The organism is Psychrobacillus sp. PGGUH221 (genome assembly GCF_042055255.1).
GTDB lineage: Bacteria > Bacillota > Bacilli > Bacillales_A > Planococcaceae > Psychrobacillus.
Map to the genome: position 1 here is coordinate 21,263 of NZ_JAQMHQ010000009.1, position 23,757 is coordinate 45,019.

The following is a 23,757-nucleotide window of genomic DNA, read 5'->3' on the forward strand; positions in this document are numbered from 1 at the left end:
CATACTTTTGTATCATATCGAAGAAAAGGTATATTCTGCAAGTAGATATCTATTTTTCATCAATGCAATTACTATACATTTACGTTATAATTTTAGGGATGCATTTTAAATACATAGCTTGGAAAGGAGGATTCCTTTGTCCTTAGTTTTTGCAATATTCGCACCCGTCATTGTTGCACTTGTGATCCCTTTGTTATTTAAAAGGGTTCCTACTATACATACCGGCTGGTTTGTATTACTTGTACCCGTTGCACTTGTTTGTTTTTATGCAACACACATACCTTCTATTATGAAGGGATCCACTTATATGGAGGAGCTCCCTTGGATACCGTCACTCGAGATATCCTTTATCTCTTATTTAGACGGGTTAAGCTTGCTTTTTTCATTGTTAATTACAGGAATAGGAGCACTTGTTGTTCTTTACTCCATCTTTTATATGAACAAGAAAAAAGAAAAGCTTGGCAATTTTTACGTTTATTTATTAATGTTTATGACTGCTATGCTCGGAGTTGTTCAGTCAGATCATCTAATAAGTTTGTATTTCTTTTGGGAATTAACGTCCATATCTTCTTTTCTTCTTATTGGATATTGGTATACGAAAGATCGTTCTCGATTTGGTGCTCTTAAATCCATGATGATTACTGTTTTCGGTGGATTAATGATGCTAGGAGGCTTCTTGATTCTTGGCATTATCGGAGAAACATTTTCAATTCGTGAGCTAATTGAACAAGCACCTGCTCTAGTTAGTCAGGATCTATTTGTTTGGGCACTTGTACTCGTTTTACTTGGGGCATTTACAAAGTCAGCTCAGTTCCCATTTTATATTTGGTTACCTGATGCAATGGAAGCACCAACTCCAGTCAGTGCGTATCTGCATTCTGCTACGATGGTAAAAGCCGGCTTATATTTGGTAGCAAGATTTACTCCGATCTTTGCTCTATCCGAAGTTTGGATATGGCTTGTTACCGGAGTAGGTATCATCACATTATTATGGGGTTCCTTCTTTGCTGTCAAACAAACGGATCTAAAAGCGATTCTTGCTTTTTCAACTGTCAGTCAACTTGGTCTAATCATGTCTTTACTTGGAATCGGTTCTGTCGCTTATCATGTTACGGGTGACTTAGTTGCTACATTTACATTTGCAACCTTTGCGGCAATCTTCCATCTAATTAATCACGCTACATTTAAAGGTAGCTTATTCATGATTGCAGGTATTATTGATCATGAAACAGGTACAAGAGATATCCGAAAACTTGGTGGACTCATGAGTATAATGCCAATCAGCTTTACGATTGCATTAATCGGGAGCTTATCAATGGCAGGAGTTCCACCTTTTAATGGATTTTTAAGCAAGGAAATGTTCTTGGACGCTACATTAGAGTTACAGCATTTCGACCTGTATGCATTCGATACTTGGGGCATATTGATCCCAATTATCGCATGGATTGCTAGTGTATTTACATTTGTTTATAGTCTTTATTTTGTTTTCCATACATTCAGTGGGAAACATAAACCAGAACAATTACCTAAAGCAGCTCACGAAGCTCCAATTGGAATGCTAGTTTCACCAGGTATACTAGCAACTCTTGTTATAGTTATTTTCTTTGTTCCAAATTTTATTGGTACTACGTTTATTAAACCGGCAGTAGCTGCTATTCAACCTTTAGCATACAAAGTTCCTGCGGAAGTAGGCTTTACAATAAAAGCTTGGCATGGTTTTAACTCGCCTGCTTTATACATGACACTTGGTATCTTTTTAGTAGGTTTCTTATTCTATAAAACCTTACCAAAATGGACTCCAGTTTACGAAAAGTTGCCTTCAAAATTCACTTTAAACAATATGTATGACGGAATAATGCGACTAGCAGATGGAGGAGCTCATCGCTTTTCATCCATGTATATGACAGGTTCTATTCGTTCTTATTTTGTCTTTATGTTTGCTGCGATCATCGTATTACTCGCAGGTACAATGTGGTTTAAAGATGCATTTGTAATTAGTTTTGAAAACTTAGCACCAATTCGTTTCTTTGAGATACTTATTTCAATTATATTAATCGTCGGAACTGTTACAATTTTGGTTACGAAATCAAGACTTACAGCGATAATTGCACTAGGAGCAGTAGGATATACGGTTGCTTTATTCTACATCATCTTTAAGGCTCCTGATCTTGCTTTAACACAATTAGTAATTGAAACAGTTTCAGTAGCATTATTTTTAGGGGCATTTTATCATTTGCCTAAAATGGACAAGCATGAAAAAGGAAAAGAAGATAGAGGCTTCCGACTTGGAAACTTCCTTATTGCTCTTGGAGTTGGTGTAATGGTTACATTGATCGCTATCTCTTCTCATTCACAAAAGCTTATTCCTTCTATAGCTGATTATTATAAGGAAACTGTTTACTCAGAAGCTGGTGGCGGAAATATCGTAAACGTTATTTTAGTAGATTACCGTGGATTTGATACTTTATTTGAAATAAGTGTGTTAACAATTGCTTCATTAGGAATTATAGGAATGATTACTCTGCGTCTAGCAAAAAAGAAAGGAGATAGAAAAAGTTGAAAACGAATGATTTAATTATTCAAACGACGACGAAAGTAGTATTTTTCATTATTTTTCTCTTCTCCATTCATATCTTTTTTGCAGGACATTATACACCTGGTGGAGGATTTGTCGGCGGATTGTTGATGTCTAGTGCTATTGTTTTATTATTATTAGCTTTCGACTTGAAAACAGTAAATGAGATGCTTCCGATAAACTATACGGTTCTTACTGCAACCGGCTTATTAATTTCTTTAGCAACTGCCGCTGGTTCTATATTCTTTAATGTTCCATTTTTTACACATGTCTATGATTATTTTAATTTACCTTTACTTGGTGAAACATCGATCCATACAGCAATGTTTTTCGATACAGGCGTATACTTAGTTGTAGTCGGAGTAACGATGACAATCATTCAAATGATAGGAGGAGATGAATAATGGAAATATTAATGTCCATTTTAATCGGCTTTCTATTCATGGCAGCCATTTATTTAATACTTTCTCGAAGCTTACTTCGAATTATTATCGGAACGGGCTTGCTAAGTCATGGAACACATCTCTTATTAATAACAATGGGCGGACTTAATGGAAAAGCTGCTCCTGTTTTAGCTGATGGGGTAACAGATTATGTTGATCCACTTCCCCAAGCATTAATACTTACTGCTATCGTTATTAGCTTTGGTGTTACCGCATTTTCTTTAGTATTAGCTTATCGAACCTATAAAGAGCTAGGTACAGACAATATGGATTTAATGAAAGGAACAGAAGACAATGATTAATTTATTATTATTTCCGGTCCTCATACCGTTCCTTTTTGCAGCCATTTTGTTGTTTTTCCCGAAAAAAGTCAAAGCACAGCGAATTACGGTAATGATTGGACTTTTATTGGCACTAGCTTCAGCTATAGTCCTATTAGTAAAAGTAAAAACAGATGGTGTTCAAACAGTTACGCTTGGTAGTTGGGCACCTCCGTTTGGAATCACAATGGTTTCTGATATGATATCGGTTTTATTAGTCCTGTCTTCCCTGCTCATCGCTATTTTCGTTGTATGGTATAGCTACACTTCCATTGGGGTAGATCGTGAAAAAGCTTTTTATTATCCAGCGATCATGTTCATGTTGACAGGTGTGAATGGTGCATTTACAACAGGTGATATTTTCAATATGTTCGTTTTCTTTGAAGTATTGCTTATGTCCTCCTATGTCTTGATCGTATTAGGTGGGGAAAAAGTTCAGTTAAGAGAATCTCTTAAGTACATACTAGTTAATATCGTTTCCTCTTCGTTATTTGTTATTACTGTTGGTTACTTGTACTCTGTAGTTGGAACACTTAATATGGCTGACATTTCTATAAAACTATCGGAGATAGGACAATCAGGAATAGTAACAGTAATAGCTGTATTATTTTTGATAGTATTCGGTATTAAAGGAGCTATCTTTCCATTATTCTTCTGGCTTCCTGGTTCATACGCTGCTCCACCTGTTCCCGTCTTGGCGCTGTTCGGAGCACTACTAACAAAGGTAGGCGTATATGCTATCATGCGTACCTATACATTGTTCTTTACAACTGATATTGGATATACACATGAATTACTCATGGTCATTTCAATTATCACGATCATTGCAGGATGTGTTGGAGCTCTAGCATATTTCGATTTGAAACAAATCATTATTTATAATATTGTCATTGCAGTAGGTGTTATCTTGTTTGGTGCATCTATTATGAACGAAAGTGGAATGCTTGGTTCCGTGTTTTATTTAATACATGACATCCTCATTAAAGGTGCCTTGTTTTTATTGATTGGGATTATTATTAAAATTACAGGTACATCTGATTTACGAAAAATGGGTGGTCTTATGAAGCGCTATCCAGCATTGGCCTGGAGTTATTTGATAGCAGCATTTGGTCTAGCAGGTATCCCTCCATTAAGTGGATTTGTCGGCAAACTTCTAGTTGTACAAGGTGGATTTGAAGGAGAATATATTTGGCAAAGTATATTTATTCTTGCATCAAGTTTAATTGTTTTACTTTCTGCTATTCGAATCTTTATCTATGCTTTCTGGGGTGAAGATAAAGTTGGAGTGCATACAATTAGTCCAAAAACATACCGACAATTATTGTTTCCGGCGATTACTTTAGTTGCTATAACAGTAATTTATGGTGTTGGTTCCGAATATCTTGTACCGTTTATGACAGATGCCTCAACAGTTTTACTAGAACCTTCCGTCTATACGGATGCTGTGTTTGGAGGGTTGAAATAATGCCATTTCAAATTTTGTTGAATGTATTTATTGCAGTAACGTGGATGTTCTTATCTGTGTCATTTAAACCTTCCACTTTTATCGTAGGATATATTTTAGGTTTGCTAATGTTATTTATGGTTCGTAAATCATTTAGTACCAGATTCTATTTAGACAAAGTTTGGGCAGTTATTAAACTTACTCTATTATTCCTTAAAGAGTTAACGCTATCTAACTTTTCTGTTTTAATGCTAATTATTAAACCAAAGATGCCTATACGACCTGCAATCTTTGCGATGCCCACTGTTCTTGAAAAGGATTGGGAAATAACACTATTATCGAGTCTCATTACACTAACACCAGGAACAATTGTAATTGATATTTCGGATGACAATAAAACCTTATATATTCACTCACTTGACTTTGAGGATATAGATGAAGCAATCCAATCAATACAAAATACGTTTGAAAAAGCAATATTGGAGGTGAGCAGATCATGACAACCTTTCTATGGATTATTGTTGTCTTGATAAGTCTATCGCTTTTAGGCTTTTTATATCGCCTAGTGAAAGGGCCGACTACACCAGACCGTGTAATCGCATTAGATGCAATTGGAGTTGGATTGATTTCATTGATAGGGCTTATTTCCATTCTTTTTGATACTGGCTTTTTTTTAGAGGTTATATTACTCTTAGCAATCCTTTCATTCATAGGTACAGTTGCTTTTTCAAAATTCACGGAGAAGGGAGTAATCATTCAACGTGACCGTAATAGCTAATATTTTAATTATCGCTACCATATCTTTCGGAACAATCTTTATACTAGTTACTGCTATAGGTTTAATACGGCTTCCCGACACCTATTCACGTGCTCATGCGGCTTCTAAGAGTGCGACACTAGGGGTTATGAGCATTCTACTTGGTGTGTTCTTTCACTTTTGGCTCAATGAAGGTCATTTTAACTCCCGTATACTACTTGGAATAGTCTTTCTTTTCATAACAGGTCCTGTTGGTGGTCATATGATGGGTAGAGCAGCTTATTTATCCGGGATAAAATTATGGGATAAATCTGTACGTGATGATCTTGCAGAAGTAGTAAAGAAAAGAAGAGAAAATCAATAGAAATAAGAAAAGCTTTTGCAATACGCAATACTTGCGTTTGCAAAAGCTTATTTTTTTATTAATAACCACCATAATAAGGATATGGATAATACGGATATGAATATGGATATGGATAGTAAGGATATGGATAATAAGGCTGTCTATACCCCCCAAAACCATAACCTAGCGAAGAACCGAGTAGTCCTCCAAAAAAGCCTCCTAGTAATGGACCTCCAAAGCCACCAAAAAATGGACCCCCAAAACCACCTCGATGAAATCTTACCATGCTGCTCCTCCTTTCATCTCAGTGTATGCGTTTGGGGTTTTCCTGGCTGAGTGCTTTGCCTATTCTTCCTCCGCCATTCTCTCAATTAATGTAGCAAGTGTACGAACCATTACACCAGTCCCACCTTTTGGACCTAGATCATGTGCAGACTTTGTATCGGAAGTACCAGCGATATCTAAATGAATCCATGGTGTATCCTCTACAAACTCTCCTACAAATCCACCACCAAAAATCATATGGCCATCTCCACCTGGTGAATTATTTAAGTCTGCTACATCGCTCTTACGAATTCGTTTTTTATCATTTTCAGTTAATGGTAATCTCCATGTAAATTCACCTGTTTCAATAGAGGATTCCATAAACGTTTCAAAAAACGCTTCATCATTTGTAAGTGCACCTGTCTTATCGTACCCAAGTGCTGTAATTACTCCGCCTGTTAATGTCGCCACATCTACAATATAATTTGCACCTTGTTGTTTTGCATAGGTTACTGCATCTGCTAAAACTAATCGACCTTCAGCATCTGTATTTAAAATTTCAATTGTTTTACCACTCATGGACGTGATCACATCATCTGGTTTGAACGCATTGCCAGAAATCATATTATCTGTAGAAGCAATAACAGCAATAACGTTCTTATTTGGACGAAGCTCTCCTATTATTTGCATAGCTCCTAGTACTGCAGCAGCACCACCCATGTCGCCTTTCATTCCAACAATACCTGTTTTTGTTTTTATCGAATAACCACCAGTATCAAATGTAATTCCCTTACCTACTAAAGCAACTACATCTTCCCATTCTTCAGTAGCTTGATATTTCAATACAATTAATCGAGGCTCTTCGACAGAACCTTGGTTGACTGCGAGAAGTGCACCCATACCAAGTTCTTCTATTTCTTTTTTACCTAAGATCTCTGTTTCAAAGTCATATGTATTGCCAAGTTCTCTTGCATATTCGCCTAACTGCGTAGAAGTAAGAACATTACCAGGAGTATTTACTAATATTCTCGCCTCATTAACAGCATCCGCATAAATAGAACCGATTTCAAAGTATGATACAACTTCATCCGACTCTTCCTGCGTTAAAAGCTCAATAGCTGGTAAATAATAATCTGGTACATTTGAGGTTGTTTTATATCCTTCAAATGTAAAAGAACCCATTCCAATTCCCTCTGCTGCCAAGTAAGCAATATCCGCATCTAAAATCGATTCATTTGCGAAAGAAGGTATCCAAATTGCTAATGATTCTGGCTTACTCGATAAAAGCTCCTTACCAACAAGTCCAAATACTTGACGAAGTTTGTCTTGAGTTAGCTGCTTACGATCTCCAATTCCAACAAATAGAATTCTTTTGACACCGTCTTTGCCTGCAACAGGTACTTTTACAACTTTTTTAAGCTCAGAAGATATGTCTCCACTTTTGATCCAGTCCGTAATATGTGAGCCGAAGCTCTCTAAAAAGTCGCTCCAATTGCTTATATTTTCTACATTCTTGGAAACTGCTACTACTAAGGTTTCTGATTGAACTTCCTCAAATAAAACAGCGTTCGTACTAATAATCATTATTTTTCCTCCTAATAATTCGGATACATTTTTATTATATAGGAAGTACTTACATTTTTCGAATTGTTTGAATGTGTTATACTAGTCTTACTTAATGTTTAGAAGAAAGGCGGTGTCTACTTTGGCAATCCTCCAGAACACTCCATTATTGGCTGCACTTTTTTCCATTTTCTTTGCTCAATTTGTTAAAATTCCAATACATTTTTTAATAACAAAGAAAATAGATTGGAAGTTATTTACTTCTACCGGTGGAATGCCTAGTTCTCACTCAGCTGCTGTAACTTCCCTTTGCACTGCAATTGCTTATGAAACGGGGCTAGATTCTCCAATATTTGCAGTCTCCACAGTATTTGCTGTTATCGTTATGTTTGATGCAACTGGCGTTCGTTTTCAAGCAGGACAACAAGCAATAATGATCAATCAAATGAGAGTGGATTTCCAGTTATTTGTTGAGCAAACAAAGGGATGGGCAAATAAGAAGAATGAAGAGAAAATAATCGAATTAAAAACCCTTTTAGGACACAAACCAATGGAAGTTTTCATGGGTGCACTTACTGGTATATTGATCTCGATTGTCATTTACAACACCTTTGAATAATTAAAGATGGATATTTATAAACGTAATCAAGTTCTACACAAGAAGAGCAAAAAGCAACCACTATCGTTGGAAACGATAGTGGTTTTTTATTTGTGGTTACTTTAATCTTCATTGTAGATATATGAAGATGTAGAAGAGTACAGCATTAATATTTGATCTTGAAAAACACGGATATTCTGAGCTGCCATTCGCTACTCATGAGTCTCCACAGGGTCTATTAAATATGAAAGATACAGAATTCTAAGCGAAATATAAAAGGATGACCTATTTTACAGGTCATCCTCCAATTAAAACATTTGATATCCATTTTTTCGAAGATATTTAATAACAAAACCTGCAGCAATTGCTCCCGCTAAACCACTAGATAAAATAATAATATCTGCTGTATGGAGTGAGATTATTTTATTTCCCAACGCAGAAAACGCTTCTCTTGCTTTTGTAAAGTAATCAAAAAATCCTACTTCATCAATAATGAATACAACAACAAGTGGATATAAAAATGCCACAAACCAAGTCATTCGTAATAGCATGTTTACTAAAAAGGCGATTCCGAAAAACATGACAAAAAATATAAGAACCGAGAGTATCATTTGTACTAGCATAAAATCTTGCATAATCTATTACCTCCGTAGTATCTCTAAATAGTTTACCTTAACGGAGGCTAGTATTCAATGTACTTCTGCGTATTCACTCATTTGTCATAATTCTCATTCATTTTTTTCCCGATCCATTACAACGCCCACAGGTTTCAGATCCACCTAGTCTCAATTGAAAATAGCCTTCTCCCTTACAGTATGGACAATGGTTGGAATTTCCTTCTTTTTTAAATTTCTTCATTTGAATCGCCTCCTAACATTATCTATTCTTAATATTCAGATAATATACCATATAACTAATATGTTGTAAATAAAAACAAATATTTTTTTGGACAATAGCTACTAAAAAAATAGCTTGTAGCTACTATAACCAAATACATCTCCAGGATTAATCCCTTCAATGGTATTAAACCCATCTTCTACTTTCTTTGATGCTAGCTCATGAATCATGACGGAGGCGTCTTTATCTACTACTAATTCATTTGGATGAATCCACTTTACTTCATATAGTTCAGAAAGCTGAGCCTGTAAAATCGGTTCTTTCTCATTCGGTATTAATAAAAAAATGGCCATATTATCGCTTATTTTATGATGAATAACACCACTTCTAAAGCCAACCATCTTCCGAACAGTACAATCTACACCAGTTTCTTCTTTCACCTCTCTTCGAACAGCTTCATCTACAGTTTCATCTTTGTTTACAAAACCCGCAGGAAAAGACCATCGACCATGAAGACCTCCATATCTTTTCTTTACAACTAACCATTCCCCTTTATCATTAACTACTATACCTGCAACACCCAACCAAATATTTCCTCTATCCTCTCTTGCCATAAAAAAATCTCCTTTAAAAAAGCTCTCACTGTAATTATACATACAGTGAGAGCTCATCGAAATCAAATGATATTATAAAGTAAATTTACCTTTTTTCATTACAAGTGGAATTCCACCGATCATGTATAGTGCGCGGTTATCAATTACTTTTTTCATAATAGAAGCTTTTGTACCAGTTAGTTTTCTACCCATTACATCACCAATTGCGTCGTGCTCACCAAGTGAACATACTGTTCCTTTAAGAGCTGGAACGAACACTTCTGTATCATTCCCTTTGATAAGGGAAACGATATTTTTCGCAATAGTAACAGCTTGTTGCATTGCAATTTGTGCTGTTGGTGGGTATGGACGGTTAATCTCTTCATTGATAAGAAGAGCACAGTCCCCAACTATAAATACATCTGGGAAACCAGGAGCACGCATATCTTTCTCTACTTTTACGCGTGCGCGCATGTTTTCAATTCCTGATGATTCGATTAAGCGATTTCCTCGAACTCCAGCAGCCCATACAACAGTACCAGCTTTGATGAATTCAAATTCTTCTTCGCCTTTTTTAATCTTAACGCCTTCAGGAGTTGCTTCTACGACTGGTGTACCGATAGAGAATTCAATTCCTTTTGCCTCTAATTGTCTTACTGCATATTCTACTAATTCAGGATCAAATCCTGGAAGTACCATTGGAGCAGCTTCAACACAAATTACGCGGACTTTTTCTTTTGGTACATCATATTCTTTACAAAGTTCAGGAATACGATTTCCTAATTCACCTAAAAATTCAATACCAGAGAATCCAGCTCCACCTACAACAATCGTTAAGCGTGTATCATCATGCACTTCTTCTGTTGACCATGTAGCAAACTGATATTCAATGTGATCACGAATTTGGCGAGCAGCATTTACATTGGCAATGGAAAGAGCATACTTATCTAAGCCAGGAATTCCGAAAGTTTCTCCTTCAAAGCCTAAACCGATTACTAAGTAATCATATGTATACTCACCAGCACTAGTTGTAACTTTTTTTGAATTAACGTCAATACCATCAACTGTAGCTTTTACAAAGTTTACTTTGCTTGAGTTGATTACATCTTTTACATCATAACGAACTTGATCTGGACGAAGAGTACCAGCAGACGCTTCATGTAACCATGTTGACTCATAATGGTAATCATTTTTATTTACAAGTATAATATCTGCTTCATCTGTACCTACTAATTTCTGAAGGTTAACTACAGTAGATAATCCACCATAACCTGCACCTAATACTAGAATTGTTGGTCTTTTCACGAAGATCGCAACCACCTTTAATATATTTTTTATAAGATACTTCTGATTATACATCAAGAAATTCTTTAATTTTGTCTAGTTTACGACAAAAAAACTCTTAATTCCTATATTAGACCTTTTAGCACACTATTTCAATACATTGTTACCTTATTGTAAATTTGAGAATTTACTGAAAATTAACATTTAAAAAAGAGCATTTTCTCCTGTAAATGTACGATTTATAAAGAAAACCTCCGATGGTTTTTTATTAACCTCGGAGTTCTTATTAATTGTAATCTAAAAATTTTTGTTCCCGAAAGTAACCGTAAAGTTTGTATACTGTATCTCTGTGTTATCGTGAACAAAACAAGCGTTTAAAGTCAAATAAGTAGTACAGCCTTAACTTTCTCCAGGTACTTTCTCCAAATAAAACTATAAACGGTTCGCTTTGTCTTTTATAATGACGCATTCTAAATCAACTTCATTTTTGTCCACCAGTTACATTTTTTAATGTTTCAATAACATAATTAATATTTTCAATCTGTTGCGGATTAAGTGAGTGACTGGAAGTACTTGCATCACTATCATTCGATGTTTTATTTACTTCAGCTCGACCAAAAATATGAGGGAAAAATTGCTCTTTCAATTTAATTTGATCTTCCTCAGAGAATGAAGCAATATATGGGTTAAGTGTTTTAAGCTCAACTTCCATTTGACGATTATATTTTTCCTGGGCTTCATTTTTAGTTACTTGACGAGCAGCATATGCAGTAAACGATCCCAAGGCTGTTGTAACGATAAATCTAGCAACTAATGACGGCCAGTCTAAATCATAACTAAATATAAAGGCATAAACACCAAAACCAATCGTTGCTGCAAATCCACCACCCGTCATCCATTGCCAAATAGTAGTTAGTTTATATTTTCTATCAGCAACTTCTTTAAAATGACCAGAGATTGTGTTTGTAGATATAATACCTACTATACTTTCGACAGATTTCTTATGTTCTATTAAAATCTCGTCATATCTCTCTTGTTTTCCTTGTATTTCAGTTAGAAAAGACTCATGCACAGTATTTAATTCCTCAATTGTTTTATCAAAAACATCCTTATTTTTGTCAAGCAATTCCTCCCATTGTTCTTCTCTTTCTGTAAAATAAGCATCAGTGGACTCTTGAAATTCTTCCATTTTTTGAGTAAATTGATTATCCCGTTCCTCTTCTGTCTCTAGAAAACGTGTATGTAAATTTGAAAATTTTTCTTCCAGTTCATTATATGCAGTATTAAATTTGTTATTTAATGCTTCAAATGAGGCGTTTAGTTCTTCAAATTCTCTTTTAATTTCTTCGTTTTTTTCGATAATTTGTTGGCGCTCTTCTTCCAAAATAACCTTATGGCGTGCTACAGAACGTCTAAATGAAGTAACATTTTCTCTTATTCCCTCAAATTCCTTTTGGTCAGATATCTGAGGTATTTGGATTAAATAAGCTAAAATATTATCCAAATGGGTGTTTATATTATTTAATGAGGAATCAGTCAAAAGATGAGTAGTTGGGTTTTGAAGATAGGAATTGATTTGATTAACATCACTATTGATTTGATTAAGTACTGACAATCTAAAATAGTTTGGATCAATAGAGTCAATACGTAATTTTAATTGATTAAGTACTCCATATAATCTGCTATAAGTCAGCGTGCCATACTCAGTGAGAGAACGAAATACTTCATCGTTATCTTCTATCTTAGAAAGTGTTTCTAAACATGTTGGCAAAGTATTTGAGTGTAATATGTGAGAATGTAGTTGTTCTATTTGTGACATTAATAGCCTCCTAAAAAAATTGTTTGTTAATTTTAACTAATTATACCAAACATTTATTCAGGAGGACTATGAGTACACTAAATAATATTTTTCTCTAAAAGGTAGACTATTATTTAACATGGTATAAATTCTTTTAGTCTTGAATCAACAATTTTTCTTTCCATGAAAAAACGCCACCTCCCGTATCGTTAAATACGTAAAGTAGCGTTCATAAAAGCGCTGATATTCAATTAATCGCGGTATTCGACTAACAACTACGAAAAGTAAATACCTTAGCATGCCGTCCAATTGTCCGAACACTTAACGAGTTAGCAACTCTCTGGTGTTCCTTCTTTTTTAGCAGTTCTAAACGACGAACCACATCCACAAGATGCGATAGCGTTCGGGTTTTCGATGGTAAACCCACCACCCATTAGTGATTCTTTATAATCTATTGAAGTACCATTTAAGATAGAAGCATCTTCTGGTGAGACAACAATATCAATACCATGCTGATGTAGCTCTATATCTTCTTCCGTTTTATCCTTTTCAAAACCCATTCCGTAAGAAAGACCGCTACATCCACCACCATTAACTGCAATACGAAGCAAAGATCCTTCTTCTCCGTTATGCTTCATCATTTCCTTTACGCGGTAAGCTGCCGCTTCAGATAATATTACTACTTCTGCCATCTGAATCACCTTTCCTTCCTATTCTCTATCATATCAATGTTTTTACTATCTAGACAAGGAAAACCGCTTGAAGAATTACATCGCATTTCGTAAACAAATAAAGTATAATAGAACTATTCAACAAGCCAATAAATGCAGTATAATAGAACTACTTAAGTCATGAGCGAAAAGAGGAAACATCATGGAAATTACTCCGTATTATCAAAAAGATATCGAATGTCTACACTGCAAAAAGAAATTTAAATCTACAAAAGTACGCTCAAAATTTATTAATGTAGAAAGTCATGAAACGGACTTTCAACCTATTTATCAAAATAAGGAAGTGAATCCACTCCTCTATAATATTTTTGTTTGTGAGCATTGTGGTTTTTCTTTTACAGAAGATTATACAAAATACTTTGCCCCTGGAGTAAAAGAAATTATTCAAACAGAGGTTGCTAATAAATGGGTTCCCCACTCTTTTGGAGAGGAAAGAACTTTGACAGAAGGAATCATGGCATATAAGCTTGGAATACACTGCGGTACCTTAAAAAAAGAAAAATTTATTAATATAGCAGGTTTGGCACTCAGAACAGCTTGGTTATACCGTCTTCAACAGAATCAGGAGCAAGAGCAGCGTTTCCTGAAGATAGCACGTGATCGATATGCCGATTCATATTCAAACGATGATTATAATGGTACACAAATGTCAGAAACACGTGTGCTCTATTTAATAGCAGAATTGTCTCGGAGAATTGGTGATATCGAATATGCTACACGATATTTTTCAAAAGTGATTGAAAAGCAAAGTACATCTATCGAACCAAAAGTAATTGAAATGGCAAAAGAACGTTGGCAAGAAATACGTGAGAACAAAGAAAAAGAAGCCTTGAAGTAAGGCTTCTTTTTAACATGTCTTATTAAAATACTTGTTCTACTTCTACTACACCTGGTACTTCTTCCAATAGTGCACGTTCAATACCTGCTTTTAATGTAATCGTTGAACTTGGGCAGCTTCCGCAAGCTCCTAAAAGGCGTAGTTTAACAATACCGTCTTCAACGTCTACAAGCTCACAGTCTCCCCCATCACGAAGTAAAAATGGGCGTAATTTATCTAAAACTTCTTGTACTTGTTCATTTATTGTATCTGTCATATCTATCGACTCCTTTCGCTATAATCATTATAATGTGAAGTAAGAAAAAAATCCAATAAAGAATTCGAAGGAGAACTGTTCATATGACAACTCAAGCAATTAACATAGAAATCTTCGGTGCAGATATAGTTTGTGCAAGTTGCGTAAATGCACCATCCTCTAAGGATACATACGAATGGCTACAAGCTGCAATCGATAGAAAATTTCCAAATCACCAAGTAACATTCACTTATATCGATATTGAAAAGCCAATTGAGAATGAAAAACATCAAACCATTGCAAATAGAATTGCTGATGACGAATTTTTCTACCCTCTTGTTATGCTCAATGAAGAAGTCATTGGGGAAGGATATATTCAATTAAAACCAGTATATGCAGCCCTTGAGAAGTATGGCTATGTTAGTGAAAAAGAATAGCAATAGATTTATAGATCGATTCAACAACTCATAAATTTTTAAGCTTCGAAGTGTTGATACTACCAACGCTTCGAAGCTTTTTAAAGTTCAAATATTCTCTTGTAGCAGAGGTTTCGAAAAGCTATTATCCATTGTGTCGCTTATACATCCAAAGCAATCCTGATTTCATTAGTCTTGCGATACGACCTGTTACAGAAATATCTGCTAAGTAAGCAAATCCCTGTTTTTTACCAAGAGAGCCCATAAAGCCTTTAAGCTTAATTTCAGGCATGTTCTCTGGAAGAGCTTGTCCCTTCCAACGTGCTTGCAATACTTTTACAATCTGTTCTGCTTGTTCTTCCGCAAGTTGCGCACTTGGTGCAAAAGGAAGTGATGCACAGTCCCCTACGACAAATACATTTTCGTAGCTTGGTAAATCATGGTACTGTGTTAAAATGACACGACCCGATTTGTCTTTTTCGCCTGGTAATGCACGCACCGGTGCAGCAGGTTGAATTCCTGCAGTCCATACTACAACGTCTACAGGAATAACTTCTTGATGATTGTATAATTTATTTGGCTCTACCTTTGTAATATTCGAGTTGCTTACAACTTCTACATCGTTAGTGTCAAACCATTTTTTTACATATTTACTTAATCGTTCCGGAAAATCTCTTAATACACGTTCACTACGATCAAAAAGTTTGATCCTCAAATCTGGACGACTTTCACGAAGTTCACTTGCAAGTTCAATACCGCTAAGTCCCGCACCAACAATCCCAACTACTGAACCTGAAGGAAGTCCACCTAGTTTGTTGTATGTGTCACGAGAACGCCCGATTGTCTGAATGCTATAAGTAAATTCATCTGCACCAGGTACACTATGATACTTATCTTCACACCCTAGACCTATAACTAGATCGTCGTATCCGACAGCTTGCCCATCTTCTAATAAAACTTGTTTACTATCTACATCAATTTCTATAACTTCTCCATACTTTATCGTTAACTTTCCGCTTTCCGGAAATGCTACTCGAATTTCATGATCAGAAGCTGTACCAGCTGCTAACGCATAAAACTCAGTCTTTAAACTATGAAATGGCGTTCGGTCAATTAATGTGATTTCTACATCATCTGGTAAGTTATTTGGCAATAAACGAAGTAAAATACGCATATTACCATATCCTCCACCTAACAATACTAACTTTCGCATATTATATCCCTCATCTCTAAATGTCACTTCAAATTATAAATGATTGTGATGGATTTCACAATAAGACTTCTACATTGACGAATGAATAAAAAAAGAGTAGCATGACGAAGTAGTGAGGTGACAGCTATGAATCCAATGGTTGAATTTTGCATAAGCAACCTTGCAAATGGTTCACAAGAAGCTTATGATATTTTAGAACAAGATCCGAATTTAGATGTATTAGAGTATGGTTGTTTAAGCTATTGCTCATTGTGCTCTGAAACTTTTTTCGCTATTGTCAACGGCGACGTTGTCGAAGCAGACACTCCAAGTGAACTAGTTACAAACATATATAAATACATTGAGGAAAATCCTTTATTTTAAAAGACTGCGAGCAATATCGCAGTCTTTTTTTATATTATCCATTCACATAATGATTCTAAAAAATACGTTGGTTGAGCAATTTTTTGTCGTACTTCTTCCGTACTGTTTACACCACTATTTACATGCACTGTATGAATACCCATATTAATGCCTGTTAAAACATCTGTAAGATAATTGTCACCTATCATAACCATTTCTTCTTTTTTATACCCAAATTGTTTTTGGATATACTCTAGCATAAATGGCTGTGGTTTTCCCATAAACAAAGCATCCACTCCAGTGGAGTATTCCACCAATTTAGTAAAAGCACCATTCCCAGGAAGAAAACCTCTTTCGCTAGGAAATGCGTGATCACTATTCGTTGATAAGAAAGCAGCTCCTGCACGAACTGAAAGACAAGCAATTGCAAACTTCTCGTAATTGATTTGTCGATCGATTCCCATCACAACAACTTCTGCTAAATCATCTGTTCGCATAATTTGTTTAGACTCTAGTGCATCTTGTAAGCCACTTTCTCCTATCATAAAAACAGATTTTCCAGGAAAATGTTCTTCTATATAATTAGCAGCAGCAATTGATGAAGAGACAATATGATCCGTTTCCGTGTGAATATCCATCTTTGCAAGCTTTTGCTGTAATTGTTTTTGAGTCATGGATGAGTTATTCGTCACAAAAAAAGGTTCAATATCTTTTCCTTGTAAATAGTGAATGAATTCAACTGCCTCTTTAATCGGGGTTTCTCCTCTATAAACTGTGCCATCTAAATCTAAACAGTATGCCTTATAATTGGACATTGGAATCCTCCGGTAAAAATGCAGAAACTGGGCCAAGTTCATTCACTAAGTAGTTTTCTACTTTCACTGGAAATTCTTTCAAATAAGAAATATTAGATAAGAGAACTTTATATAATTGTGCATCATTGACTGAGTGAAAATCACGGACAAGTACTTTTCTAAATTCGATAACCTCTTTTAAAGGAGCATCCATTTCTGCTGTTATAACTTTTTCATCCGTCAAAATATCAATAATATCATCATAACCACCTGGGTCTCGCATAATGAACCCATCGATCATTGAATTGCCCACATCAATAATAGACTCAATAATATTATGACCTACACGTTCAAGAGCTAATTTTGAGATTTGGTCATTGTTCCAATCTGTTTTAGTTTCCAATAAATCAAGTAAAGTTTTCATGTGAGTTAAAGTAGTTGCGATTTTTTTTCGATCCACAAAATACATCGAAATGCCTCCTAGTTTTTGTTCAGTTGATATTGTCTTCTATTCTATAGTACCATAATTGAGAGGTAGGAAGGAGTGTCACAAGATGGAACGGTTTTTCTTATATGATGACGTGGAAGATACTAAAACAAGATTTGTAGGATTCACAGGCGAATCACAACGCTATGACTTGGCTGTCCTACAAAGCTCTCGTTTTTTTGGTAAAGTTCTTGTGATGGATATCCAATACGGAAGAGCTGCAATACTTGGACCAGACGATTTGGAAGAACCAGGATATCTAGAACACGTGTTTAATAGAACAGAAGAAGAAGCTAAAGAATTAAGAGATTACTTGAGTGAATTACTCAACTAAAAAACCTTGAGTCAAGATCATCATTGATGATCTTGCTCAAGGTTTTCTTGTATCTGTTCAACTGTTTCAACAACCGGTACTACTTTAGGTGCCACACCAGTTTTCTTTACTAAAAAATAGGCACAACCAAAGTTACAATACTCATATAAATAGTCTTTCATTGTACTTATTTTTGTATCAAATGTAGCTTTATGGTTTCGATCTTCAAAAAAGCCCTTTAAACGAAGCTGACCATAGCCCCAGTCACCCATTATAAAGTCATATTTGGACAATATTTCACTATATCTTTCTAAAAAAGCTTCTTCCTTAAAAGCTTCTCGGTAATCTTCTATGACTTCATACGTATATCCTTCTGCAATAATCATTTGATCACCATCCATTAGCTATTTTGAGTAGCTAGTAGTTCCTCACCTTGTGCTTGTCTTTGTTTTGCTGCAGCATTTACTTGCTCATCCGCATGATAACTACTTCTTACAAGTGGACCAGCTTCACAGTGAGAGAATCCTTTACTCATTGCTATTTTGCGAAGTTCACCAAATTCAGCTGGTGAATAATACTTTTGTACTGGTAAATGTTTTTTCGTTGGTTGCAAGTATTGACCGATTGTCATAATGTCTACGTTATTTGCACGTAGGTCATCCATAACTTCTAAAATCTCTTCATGTGTTTCTCCTAATCCTAACATTAAAGAAGACTTCGTAGGTATATTCGGTTGCATTTCTTTAGCGCGTCGCAACAGTTCAAGTGAACGGTCATATTTTGCTCTTGCACGAACTCTTGGAGTTAAGCGGCGTACCGTTTCAATATTATGGTTTAAAATATCTGGTTTCGCATCCATAATATTACGAATGTTTTGCTCAATCCCACCCATATCAGAAGGTAACACTTCAATAGTTGTAAATGGATTTTTCCGACGAATCGCACGAATAGTTTCTGCAAAAACTTCTGAACCACCATCTTTTAAGTCATCACGGGCAACAGCTGTAACAACAACATGCTTTAAGTTCATAATAACTACCGAATCTGCTACACGTTCAGGTTCTGCTAAATCTAGCTCATTTGGAAGACCTGTTTTAACTGCACAAAAACGGCAAGCACGAGTACAAACTGCTCCAAGAATCATAAAAGTAGCTGTTCTCCGTGATCCCCAACATTCATGAATATTTGGGCATCTTGCTTCTTCACAAACTGTATGTAAATTATTTTCACGCATTAACTTTTTAAGACCTTTATAGTCCTCATTTGTATTTAACTTTATCTTTAACCAATCTGGTTTACGTTGATGCTCTGATTTCGTTGGTTTACACGATGTCACTTCATATCGACCCCATTCTTTAAACTAACTACACTGTTGTCAATGTAACATATTATTTTAATTCAAACAACCTTCTCATTCCTAGTTTAACGCATGATTATAAAAAAACAGAGCTAGTTTTAGCCCTGTTTAAAGTCTTCTTTTTTTGATTTAAAATTCCACACTAAAAACAACATGTTTAGGATCAATACAACCGATACGAATCCTATAATAACAGATCCAGTTAAACCTAATATTAAATAACCGAAAGCAGCTATTACTGCGCTAGTTATGGCATATGGCAATTGTGTCATGACATGATCTATAACATTTACACCAGCCCCTGTTGCTGACATTATTGTTGTATCAGAGATTGGTGAACAATGATCACCAAAAACTGCTCCTGCTAAAACTGCAGACAATACAGGAAGCAATAGCTCGGGTTCTATTGCCATGATAATGCTAGCACCGATAGGGAGTAATATTCCGAAAGAACCCCATGATGAACCTGTTGCAAAAGCCATGATCGCTGTTAGGACAAATAGTAAGACTGGAATTACTCCAACCGGTATATTGTTTTCAGCAACTAAGTTGGCTAAATATTGGCCAGTTCCAATAGTTTCGATTAAAAATGATAATGACCATGCAAATATTAAGATGAATATTGCTGGTAACATGGAACTTATTCCAGTAACTAAAGCTTTCCAAATAAAATTAATCTTTGCTGTTGGATTATATTTTAGCTGACGTAAGTATAATAATACAGCGAGTATTGTAGCTAATAGTCCACTAATAAATAAAGAAATAGGAACATCCGTATTTTCAAAAACTACAAATATATTGAGTTCTTGATTTGAGTTTTGATAACCTGTCCAAAACATAGATAATAGAGTTATTACTATTAATGTAATTATTGGTAATAACAAGTCCTTAACTTCTCCATATTTGTTTTCTGGAAAATTACCTTGTAGCTCACCTGGATTAGGTTTACTTGTGTCGAATAACTTCCCTGTTTCTTTTGCAATCTTTTCATGCTTTCTCATTGGCATTAAATCAAAGTCAGTCCACGCCATAAAGAAAACGATGGCAAGGGTAGCGATAACATAAAAGTTCATAGGAGCCATTAACATAAAAGCTTCAAGAGGTGTATAGGAAGTAACCGCATGAGTTGCAAAAATAACACCCAATTGGCTTATTAAAAATGCTCCCCAACTTGAGACGGGCGCTATTACACACACTGGGGCAGATGTAGAATCAATAAAATAAGCTAATTTTGCTCGCGAAACGCGATGACTATCAGTGATAGGTCTAGCAATTTGGCCAACTGCTAAGGCATTAAAATAGTCATCTACAAAGATAATTATTCCTAGAAAAGCTGTCAGTAATTTGGAGCCTCTTCTAGTTTTGATTCGTTTAACAGCCCAAGCCGCAAAAGCTGTGCTTCCACCAGACAAACCAACTAAAGCAGTAATAATACCTAAAAATAAGATAAATAATAAAATGTAAATATTAGATGTGTTTAAACCTTCATCCCAAAAAGATACTTTAAATGATTCCCATAGCAAAAGTAAAGAATCTACCGGGTCAAAGCCTTCTACTAAAAGAGAGGCAGATACAATACCAACTCCGAGTGATAATAAAACTCTTTTCGTTACAAGAACCATAATGATTGCTAATAATGGTGGTAGTAAAGAAAATATAGTACTTTCCAAAATAGTTTCCTCCTTTTCAGGCGGAGGCACAGAACAGTAAACAAAAAGGCCAACCAAAAAGAATGGCTGGCCTCTACTATAGAATTCAAGATTACACTTTCATTCATACTCTGTAGCTCACCATTTATATGATTCCATATAAATGGCAGTGTTATTCCTCTTTAAAATAACCCCAACTAAATGTTATAGGACAAGAACATTTAGTTTCGGCACTGCTTCCTTTCCTAAACGATCTACGTTGTCATCCTCACGTATAGTACTATTAAGCAATGCAGCCTCTACCTATTCATTTTGCATCTATTACTTTAACATCAAAAGTAAGCTCTTGCAATCATTCTTGTTTTGGTAATGGATTTATTGGTACTTCGACAGAAGGAGCGTTTCCACCTTCCCCTTTTGTATAAATTTGTGGAACCTGACCTTGAATTAAACCCATTGCGACCGGAATCCTTTGTTCGACCGTACTCATTTTACTGGCAAGTGGAACAATTATTTGGACGTTTACTTTTAATAGAATACTTATCTCTACAAAGGCATTGTTTATTCCAAACTCATCAATACTTTGTTCAACGGTTGATTGAACGTTTCCAATCACATGAAATCGAATGGGAATCTTTGGACCTAAGTTTCCGATTAGGGGTATATTAGCTGCCTGCCCCATTGGTACAAAAAATACGACCCCACCTTGATCTTCCATTGTTTGTTTATCATACTCAATATCATCTAAATAAGGTAAACTTGATAGATTACCCTTTTCCGCTTGCTCTAAATGAGATTGCACTAAACTTTGGGTATCAGACAAAACTCGATTAATTATTTCCGTGTTAAATTTTGTCGTCACCATATTATTAGCACTTTCGGATGGAACATGCTCAATAATGTCATTTACATCTAACACATTAGCAATTCTAGTATTAATCGCTTTACTTATCACCATGGAAGCAATTTTGTTCGTCTGTACCTCTGCATATTGCAGATAAGTTGGAGTTAAGCGAGCATTGATCCAATAAAACAAACCCGCTACAGAAAGGATAAAGCAAGCTAGAAAAATGGCTAATTTACGCTGCATATTTAAAAACTTGATTCTTTTCTTTTTACGATAGAACAACAAAAAAAAATCCCCCTAGTTATTTATATGTAACTGGAGGATTTTAAATGACTATATTTCATTTTTTTGGGCGTACCACTTTAACACGTCCCGTATGAATTCAGGCATAAAATACTGCTTCGTCGCAAATTTAAAGGCTGGAAAGAAATAGCCAAACGTGAACATATCTAGTGTTGCAAGATAATAGGTTTTTTCAAGTTTAACGAGTTCTCCTTTTACGTATACATCGCCTTCTTCATCCTCGTATAGCTGGTTAAATTGCATTGCACCCAAATATTTCCCTCTGAATCCTAAACCTTTTACTTCAAGAAGGGGCCACTTTTCATTTTTGGATAACTCAACGGTTTCCATCAATTCTGCTCCAGTTAAACTTACAACACATGGATTAATGGGATGAGGAAGAAGTCTATGCAAATCACCAGCAGTAACAATCCCTTTTTGTAAATCGGTTAAGAAAATGCCTGCTGGGAACATGGCACAATCAGCTCCTGTAAAAGCTAGTAATGCATTAGCAAAGAAATCAGACATACTTGATGAATGGAACCAATCTTTCTTTAATAATGTTTGATTCGCAAAAAGTGGGTAAGCTAGTTTGCTTTTTCCTATATGCTCCCAAGTTTCTAATTGTTCCGCATTATTCTCAGGGATTTGCAGCGTTTCTATTGGATATAGAACAGCTTTTTTAGAACTAACTTCCCTAAGGTTATGGTCAAATTCTATTGTAACTTTCCCTACAAAGGCTCCATACTTGCCAGCAGCGGCCTGCAGTGTACCATTCAGCATTTTCCCCTCATCAAAAAAATGATGTGTGTGAGCGCCAAAAATTACATCAATTTGCGGTATTTCCTCTGTAATTATTTCGTCTTGGGACATACCAAGGTGTGACATACATAGAATGATATCTACTTTATGCCGTATTTCTTCACAAACTTCTTTTAGTCGATTGATCGGCTGCTGAATATGCCAACCTAACTTTTCATAATAAATCCCAAAGTCTGCTGTAGCAGCTACAACTCCAATATGAATTCCAGAGGCAGTTTTATGAATTTTATATGGGAGTATCCATGATGGAATGATGCCATTTTGATCTGTAAAGTTCGAAACAACCACTTCAAAATTTGCATCAGCATACATACTGTCTAATTCTTCATGACTAAGAGTAATACCTTCATTATTTCCAATGGTGACATAATCATAACCAGCTTCATTTAGTAAATCTACATTTCCTCTTCCCAAAGTACCTTCAGTAAAGATATTAGATCGATCAATATGGTCACCAATATCTAAAATGAGATATGAATCATGTCCTTCATGCATTTTTTGTCTATCGGAGAGAAACTGATGTATAGTCGGCCAGTTTTCTAAATGACTATGCAAATCATTTGTATGATAAATATGAATAGTTTCTCTCAACATAAACCCACCTTTTTGATT

General features: G+C 35.5%; 29 protein-coding genes and 1 riboswitch. Of the genes, 12 read left to right on the forward strand and 17 right to left on the reverse strand.

Translation table 11 applies throughout. From position 1 onward, the window contains the following. The first annotated feature begins 136 nt into the window (after positions 1 to 136). The 7 genes from PGC35_RS15305 to mnhG are packed head-to-tail and all read left to right on the forward strand — an operon-like array spanning position 137 to position 5,903. A complete protein-coding gene (locus PGC35_RS15305) occupies positions 137 to 2,560 on the forward strand; it encodes a Na+/H+ antiporter subunit A (protein WP_375219793.1) in 2,424 nt (807 codons plus the stop codon). After that, complete coding sequence (locus tag PGC35_RS15310) at positions 2,557 to 2,979, forward strand: Na(+)/H(+) antiporter subunit B (protein WP_375219794.1); 423 nt, start codon at positions 2,557 to 2,559, stop codon at positions 2,977 to 2,979. Before PGC35_RS15305 ends, PGC35_RS15310 begins: the two co-directional genes overlap by 4 nt. Continuing rightward, the gene (locus PGC35_RS15315) at positions 2,979 to 3,320 is read left to right on the forward strand and encodes a Na(+)/H(+) antiporter subunit C (RefSeq protein WP_053588521.1); all 342 of its coding nucleotides are present in this window, start codon (positions 2,979 to 2,981) and stop codon (positions 3,318 to 3,320) included. The genes PGC35_RS15310 and PGC35_RS15315 overlap by 1 nt, the downstream gene beginning before the upstream one ends. A gap of 49 nt (positions 3,321 to 3,369) precedes the next feature. Next, on the forward strand, positions 3,370 to 4,803 hold the full coding sequence (locus PGC35_RS15320; protein WP_375219795.1) for a Na+/H+ antiporter subunit D: 1,434 nt from the start codon (positions 3,370 to 3,372) through the stop codon (positions 4,801 to 4,803). After that, entirely contained in the window at positions 4,803 to 5,282 is a 480-nt protein-coding gene (locus PGC35_RS15325; RefSeq protein WP_053588519.1) for a Na+/H+ antiporter subunit E, read from the forward strand. The genes PGC35_RS15320 and PGC35_RS15325 overlap by 1 nt, the downstream gene beginning before the upstream one ends. After that, complete coding sequence (locus PGC35_RS15330; protein ID WP_375219796.1) at positions 5,279 to 5,560, forward strand: Na(+)/H(+) antiporter subunit F1; 282 nt, start codon at positions 5,279 to 5,281, stop codon at positions 5,558 to 5,560. Before PGC35_RS15325 ends, PGC35_RS15330 begins: the two co-directional genes overlap by 4 nt. Then, on the forward strand, positions 5,544 to 5,903 hold the full coding sequence (mnhG, locus tag PGC35_RS15335) for a monovalent cation/H(+) antiporter subunit G (protein WP_275782896.1): 360 nt from the start codon (positions 5,544 to 5,546) through the stop codon (positions 5,901 to 5,903). Before PGC35_RS15330 ends, mnhG begins: the two co-directional genes overlap by 17 nt. Positions 5,904 to 5,961: 58 nt before the next feature. Here mnhG and PGC35_RS15340 read toward each other — a convergent pair whose 3' ends face one another. Together PGC35_RS15340 and PGC35_RS15345 are read right to left on the reverse strand one after the other, a co-directional pair. Further along, positions 5,962 to 6,168 carry a hypothetical protein gene (locus PGC35_RS15340; protein WP_053588516.1) on the reverse strand — a complete coding sequence of 69 codons (207 nt, stop codon included), beginning with the start codon at positions 6,166 to 6,168 and terminating at the stop codon, positions 5,962 to 5,964. 59 nt (positions 6,169 to 6,227) lie between these two features. Beyond that, entirely contained in the window at positions 6,228 to 7,730 is a 1,503-nt protein-coding gene (locus tag PGC35_RS15345; protein WP_056832783.1) for a leucyl aminopeptidase, read from the reverse strand. 121 nt (positions 7,731 to 7,851) lie between these two features. Here PGC35_RS15345 and PGC35_RS15350 point away from each other — a divergent pair, with 121 nt between their 5' ends. Continuing rightward, entirely contained in the window at positions 7,852 to 8,328 is a 477-nt protein-coding gene (locus PGC35_RS15350) for a divergent PAP2 family protein (RefSeq protein WP_053588514.1), read from the forward strand. A 287-nt stretch (positions 8,329 to 8,615) separates the two neighbouring features. On the opposite strand, the gene PGC35_RS15355 is transcribed toward PGC35_RS15350, so the two are convergent. The 6 genes from PGC35_RS15355 to PGC35_RS15380 all read right to left on the reverse strand — a co-directional run bounded on the left by PGC35_RS15355 (position 8,616) and on the right by PGC35_RS15380 (position 13,511). Next, on the reverse strand, positions 8,616 to 8,942 hold the full coding sequence (locus PGC35_RS15355; protein ID WP_375219797.1) for a YuiB family protein: 327 nt from the start codon (positions 8,940 to 8,942) through the stop codon (positions 8,616 to 8,618). Positions 8,943 to 9,039: 97 nt separating this feature from the next. After that, positions 9,040 to 9,165, reverse strand: coding sequence for a YuiA family protein (locus tag PGC35_RS15360; RefSeq protein ID WP_172794406.1), 126 nt, complete (start codon positions 9,163 to 9,165; stop codon positions 9,040 to 9,042). Positions 9,166 to 9,266: 101 nt separating this feature from the next. Then, positions 9,267 to 9,758: an NUDIX domain-containing protein gene (locus PGC35_RS15365; protein ID WP_053588512.1), complete on the reverse strand. Its 492-nt coding sequence runs from the start codon at positions 9,756 to 9,758 to the stop codon at positions 9,267 to 9,269. Between the two features lie 72 nt (positions 9,759 to 9,830). Further along, positions 9,831 to 11,042: an NAD(P)/FAD-dependent oxidoreductase gene (locus tag PGC35_RS15370; protein ID WP_375219798.1), complete on the reverse strand. Its 1,212-nt coding sequence runs from the start codon at positions 11,040 to 11,042 to the stop codon at positions 9,831 to 9,833. A 460-nt stretch (positions 11,043 to 11,502) separates the two neighbouring features. After that, positions 11,503 to 12,840 carry a hypothetical protein gene (locus PGC35_RS15375; protein ID WP_375219799.1) on the reverse strand — a complete coding sequence of 446 codons (1,338 nt, stop codon included), beginning with the start codon at positions 12,838 to 12,840 and terminating at the stop codon, positions 11,503 to 11,505. A gap of 308 nt (positions 12,841 to 13,148) precedes the next feature. After that, positions 13,149 to 13,511, reverse strand: coding sequence for a HesB/IscA family protein (locus PGC35_RS15380; protein WP_375219800.1), 363 nt, complete (start codon positions 13,509 to 13,511; stop codon positions 13,149 to 13,151). 181 nt (positions 13,512 to 13,692) lie between these two features. Here PGC35_RS15380 and PGC35_RS15385 point away from each other — a divergent pair, with 181 nt between their 5' ends. After that, entirely contained in the window at positions 13,693 to 14,388 is a 696-nt protein-coding gene (locus PGC35_RS15385) for a DUF2225 domain-containing protein (protein WP_375219801.1), read from the forward strand. Between the two features lie 22 nt (positions 14,389 to 14,410). Here PGC35_RS15385 and PGC35_RS15390 read toward each other — a convergent pair whose 3' ends face one another. After that, positions 14,411 to 14,644 carry a NifU family protein gene (locus PGC35_RS15390; protein ID WP_053588508.1) on the reverse strand — a complete coding sequence of 78 codons (234 nt, stop codon included), beginning with the start codon at positions 14,642 to 14,644 and terminating at the stop codon, positions 14,411 to 14,413. Positions 14,645 to 14,727: 83 nt separating this feature from the next. Here PGC35_RS15390 and PGC35_RS15395 point away from each other — a divergent pair, with 83 nt between their 5' ends. Beyond that, positions 14,728 to 15,060 (forward strand): YuzD family protein, encoded by a 333-nt coding sequence (locus tag PGC35_RS15395; protein WP_375219802.1) that lies wholly within the window; start codon positions 14,728 to 14,730, stop codon positions 15,058 to 15,060. A 124-nt stretch (positions 15,061 to 15,184) separates the two neighbouring features. Here the strand turns inward: PGC35_RS15395 and PGC35_RS15400 are convergent, their stop codons facing one another. After that, entirely contained in the window at positions 15,185 to 16,252 is a 1,068-nt protein-coding gene (locus PGC35_RS15400; RefSeq protein ID WP_375219803.1) for an NAD(P)/FAD-dependent oxidoreductase, read from the reverse strand. Between the two features lie 126 nt (positions 16,253 to 16,378). Here PGC35_RS15400 and PGC35_RS15405 point away from each other — a divergent pair, with 126 nt between their 5' ends. After that, the gene (locus PGC35_RS15405; RefSeq protein ID WP_053588504.1) at positions 16,379 to 16,615 is read left to right on the forward strand and encodes a YuzB family protein; all 237 of its coding nucleotides are present in this window, start codon (positions 16,379 to 16,381) and stop codon (positions 16,613 to 16,615) included. A gap of 29 nt (positions 16,616 to 16,644) precedes the next feature. Here PGC35_RS15405 and PGC35_RS15410 read toward each other — a convergent pair whose 3' ends face one another. Together PGC35_RS15410 and PGC35_RS15415 are read right to left on the reverse strand one after the other, a co-directional pair. Beyond that, positions 16,645 to 17,409 (reverse strand): TIGR01457 family HAD-type hydrolase, encoded by a 765-nt coding sequence (locus PGC35_RS15410; RefSeq protein ID WP_375219804.1) that lies wholly within the window; start codon positions 17,407 to 17,409, stop codon positions 16,645 to 16,647. After that, the gene (locus PGC35_RS15415) at positions 17,396 to 17,857 is read right to left on the reverse strand and encodes a DUF86 domain-containing protein (RefSeq protein WP_375219805.1); all 462 of its coding nucleotides are present in this window, start codon (positions 17,855 to 17,857) and stop codon (positions 17,396 to 17,398) included. Before PGC35_RS15415 ends, PGC35_RS15410 begins: the two co-directional genes overlap by 14 nt. Before the next feature lie 85 nt (positions 17,858 to 17,942). On the opposite strand from PGC35_RS15415, the gene PGC35_RS15420 reads away from it, so the two are divergent. Further along, positions 17,943 to 18,209: a DUF3055 domain-containing protein gene (locus PGC35_RS15420; protein WP_053588501.1), complete on the forward strand. Its 267-nt coding sequence runs from the start codon at positions 17,943 to 17,945 to the stop codon at positions 18,207 to 18,209. Between the two features lie 20 nt (positions 18,210 to 18,229). On the opposite strand, the gene PGC35_RS15425 is transcribed toward PGC35_RS15420, so the two are convergent. The 5 genes from PGC35_RS15425 to PGC35_RS15445 all read right to left on the reverse strand — a co-directional run bounded on the left by PGC35_RS15425 (position 18,230) and on the right by PGC35_RS15445 (position 23,739). Then, positions 18,230 to 18,574 carry a YutD family protein gene (locus PGC35_RS15425; protein ID WP_053592054.1) on the reverse strand — a complete coding sequence of 115 codons (345 nt, stop codon included), beginning with the start codon at positions 18,572 to 18,574 and terminating at the stop codon, positions 18,230 to 18,232. 14 nt (positions 18,575 to 18,588) lie between these two features. After that, positions 18,589 to 19,524: a lipoyl synthase gene (gene lipA / locus PGC35_RS15430; protein WP_053588500.1), complete on the reverse strand. Its 936-nt coding sequence runs from the start codon at positions 19,522 to 19,524 to the stop codon at positions 18,589 to 18,591. A gap of 119 nt (positions 19,525 to 19,643) precedes the next feature. Further along, positions 19,644 to 21,215, reverse strand: coding sequence for a Na+/H+ antiporter NhaC family protein (locus tag PGC35_RS15435; protein WP_375219806.1), 1,572 nt, complete (start codon positions 21,213 to 21,215; stop codon positions 19,644 to 19,646). Between the two features lie 105 nt (positions 21,216 to 21,320). Next, positions 21,321 to 21,504: riboswitch (Lysine riboswitch) on the reverse strand. Positions 21,505 to 21,546: 42 nt separating this feature from the next. Further along, positions 21,547 to 22,326, reverse strand: coding sequence for a sporulation protein YunB (yunB, locus tag PGC35_RS15440; RefSeq protein ID WP_375219807.1), 780 nt, complete (start codon positions 22,324 to 22,326; stop codon positions 21,547 to 21,549). 48 nt (positions 22,327 to 22,374) lie between these two features. Further along, positions 22,375 to 23,739, reverse strand: a complete 1,365-nt coding sequence (locus PGC35_RS15445; protein ID WP_375219808.1) for a bifunctional metallophosphatase/5'-nucleotidase — start codon at positions 23,737 to 23,739, stop codon at positions 22,375 to 22,377. Between the last annotated feature and the right edge of the window lie 18 nt (positions 23,740 to 23,757).

Bases quoted from the DNA above. Each gene is read 5' to 3' on its own strand.
- PGC35_RS15420 (WP_053588501.1), top strand. From the start codon at position 17,943: ATGGAACGGTTTTTCTTATATGATGACGTGGAAGATACTAAAACAAGA.
- PGC35_RS15325 (WP_053588519.1), top strand. From the start codon at position 4,803: ATGCCATTTCAAATTTTGTTGAATGTATTTATTGCAGTAACGTGGATG.
- PGC35_RS15355 (WP_375219797.1), bottom strand. From the start codon at position 8,942: ATGCAAGATTTTATGCTAGTACAAATGATACTCTCGGTTCTTATATTT.
- PGC35_RS15425 (WP_053592054.1), bottom strand. From the start codon at position 18,574: ATGATTATTGCAGAAGGATATACGTATGAAGTCATAGAAGATTACCGA.
- PGC35_RS15330 (WP_375219796.1), top strand. From the start codon at position 5,279: ATGACAACCTTTCTATGGATTATTGTTGTCTTGATAAGTCTATCGCTT.
- PGC35_RS15445 (WP_375219808.1), bottom strand. From the start codon at position 23,739: ATGTTGAGAGAAACTATTCATATTTATCATACAAATGATTTGCATAGT.
- PGC35_RS15410 (WP_375219804.1), bottom strand. From the start codon at position 17,409: ATGTCCAATTATAAGGCATACTGTTTAGATTTAGATGGCACAGTTTAT.
- PGC35_RS15340 (WP_053588516.1), bottom strand. From the start codon at position 6,168: ATGGTAAGATTTCATCGAGGTGGTTTTGGGGGTCCATTTTTTGGTGGC.
- PGC35_RS15345 (WP_056832783.1), bottom strand. From the start codon at position 7,730: ATGATTATTAGTACGAACGCTGTTTTATTTGAGGAAGTTCAATCAGAA.
- PGC35_RS15405 (WP_053588504.1), top strand. From the start codon at position 16,379: ATGAATCCAATGGTTGAATTTTGCATAAGCAACCTTGCAAATGGTTCA.
- PGC35_RS15390 (WP_053588508.1), bottom strand. From the start codon at position 14,644: ATGACAGATACAATAAATGAACAAGTACAAGAAGTTTTAGATAAATTA.
- PGC35_RS15385 (WP_375219801.1), top strand. From the start codon at position 13,693: ATGGAAATTACTCCGTATTATCAAAAAGATATCGAATGTCTACACTGC.
- PGC35_RS15415 (WP_375219805.1), bottom strand. From the start codon at position 17,857: ATGTATTTTGTGGATCGAAAAAAAATCGCAACTACTTTAACTCACATG.
- PGC35_RS15360 (WP_172794406.1), bottom strand. From the start codon at position 9,165: ATGAAGAAATTTAAAAAAGAAGGAAATTCCAACCATTGTCCATACTGT.
- PGC35_RS15400 (WP_375219803.1), bottom strand. From the start codon at position 16,252: ATGCGAAAGTTAGTATTGTTAGGTGGAGGATATGGTAATATGCGTATT.
- PGC35_RS15380 (WP_375219800.1), bottom strand. From the start codon at position 13,511: ATGGCAGAAGTAGTAATATTATCTGAAGCGGCAGCTTACCGCGTAAAG.
- PGC35_RS15395 (WP_375219802.1), top strand. From the start codon at position 14,728: ATGACAACTCAAGCAATTAACATAGAAATCTTCGGTGCAGATATAGTT.
- PGC35_RS15375 (WP_375219799.1), bottom strand. From the start codon at position 12,840: ATGTCACAAATAGAACAACTACATTCTCACATATTACACTCAAATACT.
- PGC35_RS15315 (WP_053588521.1), top strand. From the start codon at position 2,979: ATGGAAATATTAATGTCCATTTTAATCGGCTTTCTATTCATGGCAGCC.
- PGC35_RS15365 (WP_053588512.1), bottom strand. From the start codon at position 9,758: ATGGCAAGAGAGGATAGAGGAAATATTTGGTTGGGTGTTGCAGGTATA.